At 40.6% G+C, this 13,443-nt stretch carries 11 protein-coding genes and 1 riboswitch; of the genes, 3 read left to right on the forward strand and 8 right to left on the reverse strand.

From position 1 onward, the window contains the following. Window positions 1–10: 10 nt before the first annotated feature. The 6 genes from ACESOD_RS06290 to zapA form a co-directional block, all read right to left on the reverse strand. Window positions 11–559 carry a carboxymuconolactone decarboxylase family protein gene (locus tag ACESOD_RS06290; RefSeq protein WP_045763587.1) on the reverse strand — a complete coding sequence of 183 codons (549 nt, stop codon included), beginning with the start codon at window positions 557–559 and terminating at the stop codon, window positions 11–13. Between the two features lie 224 nt (window positions 560–783). Next, window positions 784–1,962 carry a ryptide export MFS transporter gene (locus ACESOD_RS06295; RefSeq protein ID WP_373094536.1) on the reverse strand — a complete coding sequence of 393 codons (1,179 nt, stop codon included), beginning with the start codon at window positions 1,960–1,962 and terminating at the stop codon, window positions 784–786. Between the two features lie 393 nt (window positions 1,963–2,355). Beyond that, window positions 2,356–3,678: an alanine/glycine:cation symporter family protein gene (locus ACESOD_RS06300; protein WP_373094537.1), complete on the reverse strand. Its 1,323-nt coding sequence runs from the start codon at window positions 3,676–3,678 to the stop codon at window positions 2,356–2,358. A 90-nt stretch (window positions 3,679–3,768) separates the two neighbouring features. Beyond that, window positions 3,769–3,857: riboswitch (glycine riboswitch) on the reverse strand. A gap of 145 nt (window positions 3,858–4,002) precedes the next feature. Beyond that, window positions 4,003–6,339: an endonuclease MutS2 gene (locus ACESOD_RS06305; RefSeq protein WP_373094538.1), complete on the reverse strand. Its 2,337-nt coding sequence runs from the start codon at window positions 6,337–6,339 to the stop codon at window positions 4,003–4,005. Window positions 6,340–6,602: 263 nt separating this feature from the next. Beyond that, window positions 6,603–7,151: a CvpA family protein gene (locus tag ACESOD_RS06310; RefSeq protein WP_373094539.1), complete on the reverse strand. Its 549-nt coding sequence runs from the start codon at window positions 7,149–7,151 to the stop codon at window positions 6,603–6,605. Then, on the reverse strand, window positions 7,148–7,450 hold the full coding sequence (gene zapA, locus ACESOD_RS06315) for a cell division protein ZapA (protein ID WP_000002025.1): 303 nt from the start codon (window positions 7,448–7,450) through the stop codon (window positions 7,148–7,150). Before zapA ends, ACESOD_RS06310 begins: the two co-directional genes overlap by 4 nt. Window positions 7,451–7,536: 86 nt before the next feature. On the opposite strand from zapA, the gene rnhC reads away from it, so the two are divergent. The 3 genes from rnhC (at window position 7,537) to recD2 (ending at window position 11,503) form a co-directional block, all read left to right on the forward strand. Further along, window positions 7,537–8,418 (forward strand): ribonuclease HIII, encoded by an 882-nt coding sequence (gene rnhC, locus ACESOD_RS06320; RefSeq protein ID WP_373094540.1) that lies wholly within the window; start codon window positions 7,537–7,539, stop codon window positions 8,416–8,418. Window positions 8,419–8,421: 3 nt separating this feature from the next. Continuing rightward, window positions 8,422–9,036 carry a signal peptidase I gene (gene lepB, locus ACESOD_RS06325; protein ID WP_373094541.1) on the forward strand — a complete coding sequence of 205 codons (615 nt, stop codon included), beginning with the start codon at window positions 8,422–8,424 and terminating at the stop codon, window positions 9,034–9,036. Between the two features lie 100 nt (window positions 9,037–9,136). Then, window positions 9,137–11,503, forward strand: a complete 2,367-nt coding sequence (gene recD2 / locus ACESOD_RS06330) for an SF1B family DNA helicase RecD2 (protein WP_373094542.1) — start codon at window positions 9,137–9,139, stop codon at window positions 11,501–11,503. 47 nt (window positions 11,504–11,550) lie between these two features. Here the strand turns inward: recD2 and tig are convergent, their stop codons facing one another. Further along, window positions 11,551–12,834, reverse strand: a complete 1,284-nt coding sequence (tig, locus tag ACESOD_RS06335) for a trigger factor (protein ID WP_320693237.1) — start codon at window positions 12,832–12,834, stop codon at window positions 11,551–11,553. 441 nt (window positions 12,835–13,275) lie between these two features. Further along, the coding region (locus ACESOD_RS06340; RefSeq protein ID WP_444861160.1) for an LPXTG cell wall anchor domain-containing protein at window positions 13,276–13,443 on the reverse strand (168 nt) is incomplete at its 5' end.

The following is a 13,443-nucleotide window of genomic DNA, read 5'->3' on the forward strand; positions in this document are numbered from 1 at the left end:
TACCCTCCTCTTATGCATAAGGTTGTAATTCTGGATTAATCGGTGTGTTAGCTAGATTGTTGGCATAGTTACAAAGACTTGCTAGACTGACACCGAGAACAACATCCAAGGCATTTTCTTGTGTATAGCCTGCTTCAAGAAATTCTCCAAGAGCTTCATCTCCTACGCGCCCTTTGGTATTGATAACTGCCAAGGTAAACTTAGCTAGAGTATCCAGCTTAGGATCGCTTTCGATTGGAGTACGATTGCGAAGGGCTTGAAGTAGGTCATCGTTCATCTGGATTTGCTTGATAGAAAAGGCTGTATGGCCAGCGACGCAGAAGGCACAACCGTTGGTTACAGCTGCAGTGATTTGCACCACTTCGCGTTCTACAGGTGTTAGACTATTGCGACGGTTAATAGCTCCAACAGTGCGATAAGCCTCTAGGGCTGTAGGGGCATTGGCCAAAAGACCGATAAGATTTGGGATATAACCATTGTTGTCCTTTTGTACCGTTTCAAGAACTTCTTTCACTTCTGCTGGTGCTGATTCTACTGTGTGGATAGTAAATGTTGTCATAAGGGGACCTCTTTTCGTTTTGTAATTAAATAGTTTCTGCGAAAATCTTACGAAATCTCATCAGCCTATTGAACAAATCCTTGCCTTGATTGATGACTCATTAGCTTTTCGTTGACAATAAGTCTAACACAGAATCTATACCTTGCATAATATATATTTTAAATTGCACTGATAAAAAATTTTTATGAAAACAAAAAATCACACCAGATGTGTGATCATAACTGTTAATTTATCTGATGCTTGTTTCTTAAAACTAAGATGGACTCTACTAGCAAGTAGAATATAGCCAGGCCAAAACCAGTAAATACACCAAAATATTCTGTAATGGAACTCATTAGAAAAACAGAGGCAGAAAAGGCCAATGTTGAGACAACTTCAATAACGGAGTAAACATTTACAAGTTCCTTCTCATCAACCGATTCCTGTAATAATACACTCTCAGGGACTTCCTTAATCTGAGATAGAAAACCAATTACTAGAGATAGGAATAGAAAAGCAGGTGCATTTGGAAATAATACTATCAACAGAGTTACTAGTGCTGTTGATAACAAAGAAAAGATCATAGTTTGATATTTATAGGTAACAACTTTCTCTGCTAGACGGAAGATAATAGCTCCTCCCAAGATAATCCCCAAGGAATAGGCTGTATTGACGTAGCCCCAATAGCTTTCTGACTGATGTAAAATCTCAGTCACAAAAACAAGTAAAACAGAAGATACCCAGATAGCATTGGCTAAAATTTCTAAAAGATTGGCCTGGACAATAAAGCGTAATCTTGATTTTTTAACCACCAGTCTCCAACCTTTTGTAAGCGTCTCAAAACTCGTTTCAGAGGACAACTCTTCTTTTTCGACAAGTGGTAAAGCAAACATCAAAATCGTAGAAATTGTAAACAAGACTAACACAATGAGCAGACTAGGATTCATTCCCAGACTCGCAAATAAGAAGCCTCCTAAACCCCAACCAACTAGCTGTACACTTTCACCACTCATTGAGATGGCTGCATTTGCTTTAGCTAAATCTCTTGCATAGCGTGGAACAATCGCATAGGAAACAGGTGCTGCAAAACCATCCAAAATGGAGATTAAAGTGACAATAGCGTATAAAAGAGGGATAGAGATATTTCCAGTGTACTTGAGTAGAAAAACCAAAATGGCTAGCAGAATCGTCTTACCCAATTGAGTCAAAAAAAGAACACGATTTAAAGCTACTCTCTTTGTTACTAACGGGACAAGGAAACTGGCTAAAAAGGAGGATAGACCTATCAGAATTGGCACTAGGGAAGTTGAAATAACCGAACCAGATAAGATAAACACATTTGCAATCACAATGACTCTAAAAAAGACATCTGCTAAATTCGCAATCCCCTGTGAAAGCATTAGTTTTCGAATATCTTTTGACATAAACACCTCCTGTTTATTTCTCTTTCGCATATATACGAAGCAAGACTGGTAAGAATAAAAACAGATTTATGCTGACTATTATACAATAAATAATAGTGCAAATAAAGGATATCATAAAAGAAGTACTCTTGAATTTCATTCATCTTATGACATAATACTCTTCGAAAATCTCTTCAAACCGCGTCAACGTGGCCTTGCCGTATATATGTTACTGACTTTGTCAGTTCTATCCACAACCTCAAAACAGTGTTTTGAGCAACCTGCGGCTAGTTTCCTAGTTTGCTCTTTGATTTTCATTGAGTATAAAATAAAAGACTAGCCCTAGTAGTGAAAAAACTAGCATCTCACAAACAGATGCTAGTCTTATCTATAAATGGTAATATCAATCTTACATTATTTACCAAAATACTTCTTAGTCTCAGCGATAACGACTGGTGATAAGGCTAAGAGTGCAATCAAGTTTGGCAGAGCCATGAGGGCATTAACAATATCCGCAATGACCCAGACCATATCCAGCTCGATAAATCCTCCCAGCAAGACCATGAGTACAAAGACCACACGATAAAGCCAGATAAAGCGAACGCCAAAGAGAAACTCAAAACAACGCTCTCCGTAATAGTTCCATCCCAAAATCGTAGTAAAGGCAAAGAGTACCAAGAAGACCGTTAAAAGAGCAGGTCCAAAGAAAGAAAATACTGTAGAAAAAGCGGACTGAGTGAGGGCAACGCCATCTAAATTACCATTCCAAACCCCAGTCACTAAGATTGTCAAACCAGTCAAGGTACAGATGATCAAGGTATCAATAAAGGTTCCTGTCATGGAAATCAACCCCTGCTCCACCGGTTCGTTGGTCTTAGCTGCCGCAGCCGCAATGGGAGCTGAACCCAATCCAGACTCGTTTGAGAAGACACCACGCGCCACACCATTTTGAATAGCCATCCGAACACTAGCTCCTGCAAATCCTCCCACTGCAGCTATGGGACTAAAAGCTGATGTGAGAACCAGTGAAAGTGTTGCCGGTACTTTATCGATATTAAAGAAAATGACTGTCAAGGTTCCCAAGATGTAGACAATAGCCATAAAGGGAACAACTGTAGTTGACACCTTAGAAATAGACTTAAGTCCACCAAAGACTGCAATCCCTACAAAAATAGATAAAACAAGTGCAGTAATTGTCGGATCAATACTAGCCGTATTTTGAACGGATTCTGTAATAGAATTCACTTGGGTAAAAGTACCGATTCCCAAAAGTGCAACCAATACTCCAGCTATAGCAAAGAAGATTGCAAGAGGGCGCCATTTTTCGCCCATCCCTAGAAGGATATAGTGCATCGGTCCTCCTGCTACCGCACCATGATCATCCTTAGTACGGTATTTAATGGCAAGTAGGCCTTCTGCATACTTGGTTGCCATTCCAAAGAAAGCAGCCACCCACATCCAAAAAAGAGCTCCTGGGCCACCGACCTTGATAGCCGTTGCCACCCCGATAATATTTCCTGTACCAACAGTTGCTGCTAGGGCTGTACACAAGGCAGCAAAGCTCGACACATCTCCATGCCCCTTATCCTTGGTAAAAATAAGCCGGAAGGCCTTAGGAAGACGCAGGATTTGTAAAAGCCCTAAACGAAGAGTCAAGTAAATCCCTGTACCAACCAATAAAATTAAAAGGGGTGGGCCCCATACCAGAGCATCCAGCTCTTTTAGCAAATTTAACATCCTTTTCTCCTATCTATTCAACCCCAAAAGAAAGAGCACATGTTAAAAACATGTACTCTGGAATGCATCGATAAATGCCAAAAAGCGCTCTATCATTGCTCTGTCCTTTTACCTGAGAGTTTGAGCAGTTGCCTGCCTTGCCCCTTCGGTGCCTTTACGGTCTCTCCAGAGTTCCGTCCATTTACAGTCATGGAAGGTCAAAGGCCTTTCCACTTCTATTAAACTTCATTCGGTGTTGTATTTAATTTTTTCTTATTTTACAAGAAAATTTAGCTCTTGTCAATTATTTTCAGAAAATTTTTTATAATTTTCATTCGTTTCGCTTTATCCCTTAAAGGTTACAATGGTTGCGCCAGATCCGCCTGCATTTTGTGGTGCATAGCCAAAGCTCTTGACCTGTTTATTTCTTTGTAGGTACTTAGTTACCCCTTCACGGATGACTCCTGTACCGATACCATGGATGATATCCACTTGAGCCATATTGTTGAGCAGGGCTTGGTCGATAAAGGCATCCAAGGCTTCCATAGCTTCCTCGTAGCGTTTGCCACGAAGGTCTAGTCGAGCTTGTGGACCTTTTCCTGCTGCACGTTTGACGACGTTAACTTGTTTCTTCTTGACTGGCGCTTCTTGCTGAGCCTGAACTAAGTCAAACTCTTTTTCCTCAAGTGTCATCTTAATCAAGCCAACCTGTGCTTCCCAACGTCCATCCTTGAGTTGATTGGTCAAGGTACCTCGTTGACCATAGCTTAAAACGATAATATCATCTCCAACTTTTGGAGCTCGTTTTTTCTTGGCCTTTTGGAGGACCTTGTTTTTAGAAAGGTCAACTTTTTCAGGAGCTAATTTTTTGAGTTTAGCCTTGGCTTCAATAATCTCATGTGGTTTTAGTTGAGATTTACTGTGAAGATTTTTAAGTATATCATCACTCTCAGCTAGTGCTAAGTCAACAATCTCAGCAGCTTGTTCTCGCGCCTTATTGAGTTCAGTTTCTTTCTCACGATTGAGCTCGTTATAGAGTTTTTTAAGCGCACGGTTCATCTTGAGGTTTTCTTGCTCAACTTGGCGAATATTCTCAAGACGTTTACGACTTTCAAGTGTCTGCTCTTCCAATTGCTCAATGATGCGATTGACATCATTGTCTTGATTAATCTGCTTGCTGGCATCACCTACGATGACATCTGACAAGCCTAGACGTTTGGCAATTTCAAAGGCATTGCTTCGACCTGGAACTCCCTGCATAAAGCGATAGGTTGGGCGCAGGCTAGCTGTATCAAATTCCATACTAGCATTCTGAACATAGGCCGTTTCAATCCCGTAGGCCTTGAGTTCAGGATAGTGAGTGGTTGCCATGGTCTTGACCTGACGCAGGCGTAAGTCTTCTAGGATAGACATGGCAAGGGCTGCACCTTCTTGGGGATCTGTTCCTGCTCCAAGCTCATCAAGTAGCAAGAGCGAGTTTTGGTTGACCTTACCCAGAATATCGACGATATTGGTCATATGACTAGAGAAGGTTGAGAGACTTTGCTCAATGGACTGCTCGTCTCCGATATCTGCGAAAATCTTCTCGAAAATCCCTACACGACTACCCTTATCAGCTAAAATTGGTAGACCAGACTGGGCCATCAACTGGGTCAAACCTAAGGTCTTGAGCATAATGGTCTTACCACCCGTATTAGGACCCGTGATGACGATAGCTGTTAATTCTTTGCCGAAGTGCACATCATTTGCGACTGCATTTTTTACAAGAGGATGACGAACGTGAAGCAGTTGAATCTCCTGTCCCTCAGACACTTGAGGTACTACTGCCTCCGTCTCTTGGATAAAGCGAACCTTAGCACGAATCAGGTCCAAATGTCCGATAATCCAGGCATCATTGGCGATTTCAGCTGCGTGTGGTCTTACTCGTTCAGAGAGTTCTTGGAGGATACGCAGCATCTCATAACGTTCATCTGCACGAAGACTTGCGATTTCTTCACTTAGCTTAACTACTTCACGAGGTTCGATATAAACAGTGTTCCCACTGGCAGAGATATCATGAACCACACCAGCAATCTTGTTACGATAGGTGTTTTTAACTGGAAGAACTTGGCGACCATTTCTACTTGCGATGATACCTTCTGTCAGCATCTGAGCTTTTTGTTTGAGAAGGTCTTGCAGGACATCACGGACTTGACTTTCACTATCATGGATTTTTCGACGGATTCGTGCCAAATCCTCACTAGCAAAGTTCTCAATAAATCCAGCTTCGTTGATGGCTTGTAGATTTCCCTGTAAATGTGGAAAATCATGAAGTTTCTCAAACCAGTTAGCTAGGTGGTCTAAACATACATTTTCAAGATTGTCATAAAAATTCTGCAATTCACGACTGGCAAAGATGACACGTTTGAGAAGGAGAAATTCCTCGATGTTGAGATCAGCACCCATTTCCAAACGTTTGGAGGTCGCTGCAATATCTTTTGTTGCAGAAATGCTGAAATGAGGATGCTCGACAAAGAGTTCTTGCATTTCCTTCATCTCTGCAAAAGCTTGCTTAATCTTGTCTCCTTTATCTGTTGGGACTAGCTCTTTTAACTGCTCTAATCCCTGTTCCGTCAAAAGATGAGGCTCAAATAAAGCCTTGACCTTATTAAATTCTAATGTTTCTAGTATCTTTTTATTCATTTTATTTTCCTTCGTAATGAGCGAACGAATTTTTCAAATTATCACTCTTTTCAAAAAGGCTCCTAAACTATTGATACTCAATGAAAATCAGAGAGCAAACTAGGAAGCGACCCGTAGGTTTCTCAAAGCACTGCTTTGAGGTTGTAGATAAGACTGACGAAGTCAGTCACATATATAATCCAAGGCGAAGCTGACGTGGTTTGAAGAGATTTTCGAAGAGTATAAAATTGTAAACAAAAGGCTAGGAATAGTTCCCGCCCTTTTTATCCGATTATTTTGGTTACCCAGAGTTGTTTAATCATATGAGTAGTGATTGGAACACTCTGGATAATATGTTTGGCTACAAAACTGTTTTCAAGTGAATTTTGAACAATTTGTAAAGGAACAGTCGCAAGAATGGTCAGTATCATCTGGAGGACAAATAAGGTCACAGCCACTGATAAAACTCCTGCGCCTATACGGAAATATTGACACGCTAGCTTTTTAGTCGGTAGAAGATTAAGAAAGAGACCCAGCAAACGACCAATGCAATAAAATATAGTAAAGGCTAAGAGGTAACCAAGACCTGCATAAAAGACTTTGTCCAGCTGGAAAAGTTGATTTGACGGGAAAAAGAAGGTTCCCTGTCCTTCCTGTGGACTTGCATATGGGATCAACAAATCAAATTGTTTCCCTAAAGATTGATAAAAATTGCCTGCAAGAAGAGCTGAAATCACAGTTGCTACAAAATAATAAATCTGTAGAACTAATCCTCTACGATAACCGATATAAAAGCTCCATGCAAGAACCAATAAGAGAAGGACGGAAATCATAGGGAATCCTCAATCTTGCTCTGTTCTTGTTTTGCTGCTACAACCTGATGACGGAGAGCTTCTAATTCTTGCTCCTTATCATCAAATTCAATCTCACGACTGAGTTGAGTTGACAAGCTATTGACTGCTAATAAAATAGCGATTGTCTCATCATCCGCTCCAGGCATTTGTTCTTTGATTGCTTCATATTTTTCTGTTGCGACCTTGGCAATTTCCTCCATAAAGAGGTTGTCATGCTCAGTTGTTAGGGTCAATGTTTTTTTGCCGAATGTAAACTTGTATCGATTTAAATTTGCCATAAAATTCACCTCACGATATTATACCAAATTTCACTAAGTTTGTCAGTTTTTACCAATTCTACAGCTTTTATGGTACAATAAGAACTATGGCAAGTATTACATTAACCCCGAGTGAAAAGGAAATTCAAGCCTTTGTTCAGAAATATGAACAGGCACTGACTCCTAGTAAAAATCCTTATATTCGCTACTTTTTGAAGCTTCCCCAAGCTAGTGTCTCCATCTACACTTCTGGAAAAGTCTTGCTTCAGGGAGAAATGGCTGAAAACTATACCAGTTTTTTTGGTTATCAAGTCAGTCAAGGAACTAGCGGACAAAATTTCCCCTTGATTGGAACAGATGAGGTGGGGAATGGTTCCTACTTCGGTGGTCTGGCTGTAGTAGCATCCTTTGTGACTCCTGACCAACATGACTTCCTACGAAAACTAGGTGTAGGGGATTCTAAGACTCTGACAGACCAAAAGATTCGTCAGCTTGCCCCTCTGCTTAAGGAGAGAATCCAGCACCAAGCGCTTCTTCTTTCTCCAAGTAAGTATAATGAAGTCATCGGAGAGCGCTACAATGCCGTTTCCGTAAAGGTAGCTCTGCACAATCAAGCGATTTTTCTCCTCCTACAAAAGGGAGTCCAGCCAGAAAAGATTGTGATCGATGCTTTTACGAGTGCTCAAAACTATGAGAAGTACTTAAAAAATGAAGCCAATCATTTTTCTAATCCAGTCAGCCTAGAGGAAAAAGCTGAAGGTAAGTACTTGGCTGTCGCAGTAAGTTCTATCATTGCGCGTGATCTCTTTCTAGAAAATCTCGAAAATCTGGGTAGAGAACTTGGTTATCAACTTCCAAGCGGGGCTGGAACAGCTTCTGATAAGGTAGCTAGCCAAATCCTCAAAGCTTATGGTATGCAGGGACTCAACTTCTGCGCCAAACTACACTTTAAAAATACTGAAAAAGCAAAAAAAATGCTAGAAAGGTAAATTATGAAATATTTAAAATCGTTTTTAAAAGAGTGGGGAGTTATCTTCCTACTTATTACACTAGTAGGTCTTAGCCGTCTCTTTCTCTGGAGCAATGTCCGCGTAGAAGGACATTCTATGGATCCTACCCTGGCAGATGGAGAAATCCTCTTTGTGGTTAAACATCTCCCAATCAATCGTTTTGATATTGTGGTTGCTCATGAAGACGATGGGAACAAGGATATCGTTAAACGGGTCATTGGTATGCCAGGAGATACCATTCGTTATGACAACGATAAACTCTATATTAACGGTCAAGAAACTGATGAGCCCTATTTAGCAGAATACCTCAAGCGTTTCAAGGAAGATAAACTCCAGAGCACCTATACTGGAACTGGTTGGGATGGTAAAAAGGGAGAATACTTTAGAACTTTAGCTCAAAAGGCTCAGGCCTTTACCCTAGATGTTAATTACAACACTAGCTTTACCTTCACTGTACCAGAGGGGGAATACCTCCTACTGGGTGATGACCGTCTGGTATCTAGCGACAGTCGACATGTTGGTACCTTTAAGGCAAAAGATATCACCGGAGAAGCCAAATTCCGCTTCTGGCCACTCAAGCGTATCGGAACATTTTAAAAACTAGGAAGAGGCCGAGAATTTTCTATCTCAGCCTCTTCTCATTCTATTTTGACTAAATCTGGGATAAATTTTCTCAGAAATTATTGTAAGGAATTTTATGGAAGTTTATTTTTCAGGCACCATTGAACGCATTATTTTTGAAAATGTCAGCAATTTTTTCCGTATTTTACTCCTAGATATTGAGGATACCAATGCTGAAGACTTTGATGATTATGAAATCATTGTCACAGGTACCATGGCTGATATCATTGAAGGAGAGGAATACACCTTTTGGGGACAAATTGTCCAACACTCCAAGTATGGGGAACAGCTACAAATGACTCGCTATGAGAGAGCCAAGCCGACTAGTAAGGGCTTGGTCAAGTATTTCTCCAGTAGCCATTTTAAGGGAATTGGACTCAAAACAGCTCAGAAAATTGTGGATATTTACGGAGATAACACTATTGACAAAATCTTAGAAAATCCAGACAAACTCCAGTCTATCTCCGGACTCTCTGCTAAAAATCGTGAAGCCTTCGTCTCAACTCTTCGTCTTAATTACGGAACAGAGATGGTCTTAGCCAAACTGGCTAATTACGGCATCCCAAATAAACTAGCCTTTCAGATCCAAGATTTTTACAAGGAAGAAACGCTAGAGATTGTCGAGAATTATCCCTATCAACTGGTTGAGGATATCAAGGGCTTGGGATTTACCATCGCTGACCAATTGGCCCAAGAATTGGGGATTGAGAGCCAAGCTCCCGAACGCTTCCGTGCGGGTCTCGTCCATAGCCTCTTTCAAGGTTGCATGGAAACTGGAGATACCTATATGGAAGCTAGAGACTTGTTGGAGCAAACCCTCAATCTTCTAGAATCCTCCCGTCCAGTCGAACTAGATCCAAGTCAAGTTGCCCAAGAACTTGCTTATCTGATTGAAGAAGATAAGGTCCAGCAGATTGATACCAAAATCTTTGATAATAGCCTCTTTTTTGCAGAAGAAGGGATTCGCAGCCATCTCATCAGAATCCTCGAAAAAGGGCAGAGTAAAAAACAGGATCTAGAAACCATTCAAGAACATATCGCAACTGTTGAGGAAGAACTGGGGATTGAGTATGATAGCATTCAAAAACAGGCCATCTGCGATGCTATCCAGAACAAGGTCTTTATCCTTACAGGTGGACCTGGTACAGGTAAGACTACTGTTATCAACGGCATTATCGCTGTCTATGCTCTCTTAGAAGGGATAGACCTCAAGAAAAAGAGCAATCTGCCCATTCTCCTAGCTGCTCCCACCGGTCGCGCAGCTCGTCGCATGAATGAATTGACAGGACTACCAAGTGCAACCATTCACCGCCACTTGGGTATGACTGGAGACGACGATACCAGCCATCTGGAAGATTATCTGGATGCTGACTTTATCATTGTTGACGAGTTTTCCATGGTAGATACTTGGTTAGCCAACCAGCTCTTCTCCAATATCTCCTCTACCAGTAAAATCCTCATCGTTGGAGATAGTGACCAGTTACCTTCTGTCAGTCCTGGTCAAGTCCTAGCCGACTTGCTCCAGATACCAACCATCCCTCAAACACGTTTGGAAAGAATCTACCGTCAGAGCGAAGAATCAACCATTGTCACTCTTGCAAGTCAGATTCGTCAGGGAATATTGCCTGCAGATTTTACCCAGAAAAAAGCAGATCGCTCCTACTTTGAAATCGCTAGTAACCATATCCCTGCTAGCATTGAAAAAATCCTAGGTGCTGCTATCAGAAGTGGCATCCCTGCTCGTGATATTCAAGTTCTTGCCCCTATGTACCGTGGAACTGCTGGTATTGATGCCATCAACCAGCTCATGCAAGACCTACTCAATCCTACACAAAAAGACCAGCTTAGCTTTGAAGCTCCTCAGTGTCACTATCGAACAGGAGATAAGGTCATTCACCTAGTCAACGATGCAGAGGTCAATGTGTTTAACGGTGACTTAGGCTACATCACAGACTTGATTCCAGGAAAATACACTGAATCCAAGCAAGATGAAATTGTCATCGATTTTGACGGCAATGAGGTCTCCTATCCTCGAAATGAATGGTACAAGATTCGCCTAGCCTATGCCATGAGTATCCATAAGTCTCAGGGTAGCGAGTTTCCCGTCGTTATTCTACCTATCACCAGTGCAAGCAAGCGCATGTTAGAGCGTAATCTCATCTACACTGCTATCACTCGTGCCAAAAGTAAACTAATCCTGCTAGGTGAATTACAGGCCTTTGACTATGCAACTCAACATATCGGAACAGCTCGTAAGACCTATCTAATTGAACGTTTCGTTGACTTAATGGAGAGCGCCGAGGAAACAACCCAACTTGCTACTGATACTGCCACTTCAACAGACATTGAACAATCCTACATCCTAACCGAGGACAACTGGTCTAATATTCCAGCCATGATTGGGATTAGCCAAGAAGACCTGCAGGAGATTTTCGGAAAATAAAGTATAAGAAAACCCACCGAATCCGGTGGGCTTTTTATCTTTTCAGATTATTTTACTGTTGCAGTGCTTGTGATCAATTCAACAGCTTTCTTCACTGCAATATCGTGTTTCAACATTTCAGCTGAAAGCAAGCTTTGTACTTGTGCAACTTCCATGTTGTAATCTGCAGCCAATTGCTCGATTTCTTTTTGGATTTCTTCGTCAGTAGCGTCAAATCCTTCAGCTTTCGCAACTGCTTCGATAACAAGGTTAGTCTTAGTACGTGACTCAGCTTCTGCTTCGTATTGTTTGTGAAGGTCTTCTTGAGTAGTTCCAGTGATTTGGAAGTACATGTCAGGGTTAATACCTTGACGTTGCAAGTTTCCAAGGAATTCATTTACTGAACGGTGAACTTCTTCGTGGATCATTTCTTCTGGAAGTTCTACGATTTCAGCGTTTTCAACTGCTTTATCGATTGCTGCACCTTCAACAGCATCTTTGTAAGCTTCTTCTTTAGCAGCAGCCAATTCGTTGCGGTATTTTTCTTTCAATTCAGCAAGTGTTTCAACTTCTTCGTCGATATCTTTTGCAAGTTCATCGTCAAGAGCTGGAACTTCTTTAGCTTTTACTTCGTGGATAGTTGTTACGAATTTAGCTTCTTTACCAGCAAGGTCTTCAGCTTGGTAGTCTTCTGGGAATGTTACGATAACGTCTACAGTTTCACCAGCTGAGTGACCTACCAATTGGTCTTCGAAACCAGGGATGAATTGACCTGAACCAAGTCCAAGTGAGAAGTTTTCACCTTTTCCGCCGTCAAATTCAACACCGTCAATAGAACCAACAAAATCGATAACAACAGTGTCGCCGTTTTCAGCAGCACCTTCTTTGATCACCAATTCAGCCAAGTTGTTGCGTTCACGTTCGATACGCTCTTCAACGTCAGCATCAGTTACTTCTTTTTCTACATCAACTGATACTTCAAGGTTTTTGTAGTCACCCAATTTAACTTCAGGTTTTGTAACAACTTCAGCAGTGATAACCCAGTCTTGACCTTTTTCCATAGAAGTTACGTCAATTTTTGGTTGTGCAACGACTTCAAGACCAGCTTCTTTTACAGCTGCTTCATAAGCGTTTGGCAAAAGAGCGTTCATAACGTCTTGGTAAAGTGACTCTTCACCAAATTTTTGGTCGAAGATAGGACGTGGAAGATGACCCTTACGGAAACCAGGAACGTTAAGAGATTTCTTTACTGAGTTAAATACACGATCCAATTCTGGTTTGATTTGATCTTGAGAGATAGTGAAAGTCAAGACACCACGGTTTGTTTCTTTGTTTTCAAATGATACAGACATTCTGTCATTTCTCCTTAAAATTTTTTTAAATACAGTCTATTATAACATTTTCCATTGATAAAAGCTAGACTAATGCAGATAAATCTGGCTAAAACACATTTTTTATAATTTTCTATCTTAGTCTACTCAGGAAAATTTAGTAAATTTTTGACATTCTAGAGTTAGTTTTTAGCTAGTATTTCCAAGTATTATTATTTTAATTTTGAATATTCTTTGAGAGTATATTTTCAATTGCATAAAGTGTTCCACATAAAAATTAAAGTTTGATTCATTTTGAGTATTACACATACAAAATTATCTCTATAAAGTATTGTAAGCTAATATTGAATACCAAATTTGATAACTAAAAAGAAGACAAACATTCTTAAAATGTTTGTCCTCTTAATGCTATAGACTCTATCATCTAGTCCGAAGTAATTTCAATAGGATTAAATTTTTATTTTAATCTTCTTTTTTCTTACGAACTACAAGTCCAAATCCACTCATTACTCCAAGAAGTCCAAGTGCTGCTAAGCTAGTATGATCTTCAGTACCAGTATTTGGCAACTGAGGAGTATTTTCTTTAGCAGAGGTTGGTTTCTCTGGAGTCACTGGTTTCTCTGGAGTCAC

It is taken from the genome of Streptococcus oralis (assembly GCF_964238205.1).
Classification (GTDB): Bacteria; Bacillota; Bacilli; order Lactobacillales; family Streptococcaceae; genus Streptococcus; species Streptococcus oralis_CZ.

What these genes read in the sequence shown, in the direction of transcription:
- rnhC (WP_373094540.1), top strand. Translation starts at nt 7,537, where the DNA reads ATGGCAAGTATTACATTAACCCCGAGTGAAAAGGAAATTCAAGCCTTT.
- ACESOD_RS06290 (WP_045763587.1), bottom strand. Translation starts at nt 559, where the DNA reads ATGACAACATTTACTATCCACACAGTAGAATCAGCACCAGCAGAAGTG.
- ACESOD_RS06300 (WP_373094537.1), bottom strand. Translation starts at nt 3,678, where the DNA reads ATGTTAAATTTGCTAAAAGAGCTGGATGCTCTGGTATGGGGCCCACCC.
- ACESOD_RS06310 (WP_373094539.1), bottom strand. Translation starts at nt 7,151, where the DNA reads ATGATTTCCGTCCTTCTCTTATTGGTTCTTGCATGGAGCTTTTATATC.
- tig (WP_320693237.1), bottom strand. Translation starts at nt 12,834, where the DNA reads ATGTCTGTATCATTTGAAAACAAAGAAACAAACCGTGGTGTCTTGACT.
- ACESOD_RS06305 (WP_373094538.1), bottom strand. Translation starts at nt 6,339, where the DNA reads ATGAATAAAAAGATACTAGAAACATTAGAATTTAATAAGGTCAAGGCT.
- zapA (WP_000002025.1), bottom strand. Translation starts at nt 7,450, where the DNA reads ATGGCAAATTTAAATCGATACAAGTTTACATTCGGCAAAAAAACATTG.
- ACESOD_RS06295 (WP_373094536.1), bottom strand. Translation starts at nt 1,962, where the DNA reads ATGTCAAAAGATATTCGAAAACTAATGCTTTCACAGGGGATTGCGAAT.
- lepB (WP_373094541.1), top strand. Translation starts at nt 8,422, where the DNA reads ATGAAATATTTAAAATCGTTTTTAAAAGAGTGGGGAGTTATCTTCCTA.
- recD2 (WP_373094542.1), top strand. Translation starts at nt 9,137, where the DNA reads ATGGAAGTTTATTTTTCAGGCACCATTGAACGCATTATTTTTGAAAAT.